Source organism: Colwellia hornerae (assembly GCF_007954355.1).
Classification (GTDB): domain Bacteria; phylum Pseudomonadota; class Gammaproteobacteria; order Enterobacterales; family Alteromonadaceae; genus Colwellia_A; species Colwellia_A hornerae.
Genome location: NZ_VOLR01000067.1, coordinates 1 through 2,043, shown reverse-complemented (window position 1 = coordinate 2,043; position 2,043 = coordinate 1). Strand labels below are relative to the sequence as shown.

The following is a 2,043-nucleotide window of genomic DNA, read 5'->3' as shown; positions in this document are numbered from 1 at the left end:
TCCCTTTGAATAATTGATGCCAACGTTGTAATACCTCTTCGGTTGACCAGCTTTTCATCTGCTCACTATCAACATGCAATACGAGATGTAAATGATTATGCATAACAGCGTAGGCACAGATATCTATCGAAAATACCTGAGATAATTTAAATAATCGCTTTTCTATCCATATGCGTCGATGCTCAAAACTCACCCCCGTTTCCTTATCAACGCCACACAAAAAAGCCTTGCGTACCGTCCGACTGCAAATGTGATAATAAGGGGTGTCCAATAAACTGATTTGTTGTGAGCGAGGCTTAGGCATAATAGTCACCTGACTGAATAAAAGTACCTTAAGTCTAGTTTATTGAGCGAAAACTGCATCAGTTATTATGGGTGGCCTAATAAGTGTTCAGCTATTTCCGTCTGATGATTCAGCGAGAAAAGTGGTTTATCTAGCGATAGAGGCGGCATCCAAGAAATGGACGATGCCGATAAGAAACTGGAAAACGGCCTTGAATCGATTTATGATTGAATTCGAAGACCGCTTAAAGGACTTTATTTAAAACGGGCAGTTACACAAAATCTGTTACAGGCTCTTATTTTTGAAAGGTAGTTGAATCATTTTCCTATTTGCATCATATCCATACCACTCTAATTCAGAATCATCAAAATTTACCTCATCCAAATCTTTTACAAACAAAGGCGTAAAAAAAGTATTGAAATCGTTTCCAAATAGCATAATTGCTGTGGGGTATTGCCACAAAAGCTTAGACTCTCCACAATAGATAACTGATTGGCCTGGCTGAATGGTTAACCTCCCAATACCTATTGCCGCATTTAACTCCAATATATTGTTTCGAGACTTCTTAGGAAATGAGTTGTCTTTATTTCTGCCTAAACTTAAAAAATCATATTTTGCTTTAAATGACTCTGTACCTGAATGAAAGCTGCTGGGAGCTTTCTTGTTATTTCCTCTCTCAATTGAAGTAAACTTAACAGCACATGAATGCTCTTTATTCCTTATAAGTACAATATAATTCAATGGAATGTCAATCCAAGAAAATCCCACTAATGCACTAGTTTCAGTTATTTTTTCTATCTCATGTATCTCTGGACGAGATAAGTTTCCAAGATCATAATCTTTTGGATTATCACTGTAATATCCTCTTTCAGGGAGGTCTTGACGTGTATCACTTATGTCTTGTGTATCACTTATGTCTTGCTCAGCACATGAAGCAAGTGATACAAGCATTGATAAACTAAACAAAACTGATTTAGCTAAATAATTTTTAACCATATTGAATCTTCCTTCTATCTAAATTTGTTACGTTCTTGGTTGTCTTCTTTACATTTAAGCGTACCACATAAAGATCCACCCCTTCTGTTTCCTGCCCCAGGCTTGCTGCCACCACTCGGTTTGCTGTTTTTATTACCACTTATAGCAGTTTTAGTTGCCGAGTATGAAGAAGATATTGTGGAAAAAGATGGGAATATATCTGCAAGTAGATGCTTGGCTGACCCCCAAAAACCTAAATTACCAAAACTACCAGGCCAAAAAGAAAATCCACGATGCCCTCCTGCAAATTGATCTTGTATAGCATGGGAAGCCAAGCCTAAATCACCTGAATTTAATGCTCCTGTGATTAATTTTGCATGATTTAACTTTGCTGCTTGAGGATTTGAATTTGGACATTCCATGGCATGTCTAGCACAGGCCGATTCCGTTGAACCTTGAGAACCTTCTTCCCAATCAGCTTGCATTGCACGGTAACCAATACTTAAGCTATCACTTAAACTATGTCCCGAATTTAGCGCTGCTACGAAAGTAATCCCTCCATGCCAATGTATAGCTAACTGTCCATCAGGATCTACATACTTATAAGGATTATTATTTGCATAGGCATACCGATTAAATGTATGAACATTAGTGAATCGTAAGCGTCTGGCAAAGTGCATCTAAATATTCACTCGTGATCAAGTTAAGTTACTTCAAACAATTATTTGGAGTAACTTATGAAAATAACGCGAAGCCATGAGCAATGGCGAACTATCCTTAACGAA

General features: G+C 37.6%; 3 protein-coding genes and 1 pseudogene. 1 reads left to right on the top strand and 3 read right to left on the bottom strand.

Annotated elements, in window-relative coordinates:
* Positions 1 to 304 (bottom strand): transposase (locus ESZ26_RS18935; protein WP_483400381.1); only part of this gene is annotated, 304 nt, incomplete at its 3' end.
* 88 nt (positions 305 to 392) lie between these two features.
* Here ESZ26_RS18935 and ESZ26_RS18930 point away from each other — a divergent pair.
* Positions 393 to 545, top strand: a pseudogene (locus tag ESZ26_RS18930) (IS256 family transposase); the annotation flags it as partial.
* 23 nt (positions 546 to 568) lie between these two features.
* On the opposite strand, the gene ESZ26_RS18925 reads toward ESZ26_RS18930, so the two are convergent.
* On the bottom strand, positions 569 to 1,279 hold the full coding sequence (locus ESZ26_RS18925) for a hypothetical protein (protein ID WP_146801349.1): 711 nt from the start codon (positions 1,277 to 1,279) through the stop codon (positions 569 to 571).
* A gap of 14 nt (positions 1,280 to 1,293) precedes the next feature.
* Positions 1,294 to 1,938, bottom strand: a complete 645-nt coding sequence (locus ESZ26_RS18920) for an RHS repeat-associated core domain-containing protein (RefSeq protein WP_146801347.1) — start codon at positions 1,936 to 1,938, stop codon at positions 1,294 to 1,296.
* Positions 1,939 to 2,043 lie beyond the last annotated feature (105 nt).

What these genes read in the sequence shown, in the direction of transcription:
- ESZ26_RS18925 (WP_146801349.1), bottom strand. Translation starts at nt 1,279, where the DNA reads ATGGTTAAAAATTATTTAGCTAAATCAGTTTTGTTTAGTTTATCAATG.
- ESZ26_RS18920 (WP_146801347.1), bottom strand. Translation starts at nt 1,938, where the DNA reads ATGCACTTTGCCAGACGCTTACGATTCACTAATGTTCATACATTTAAT.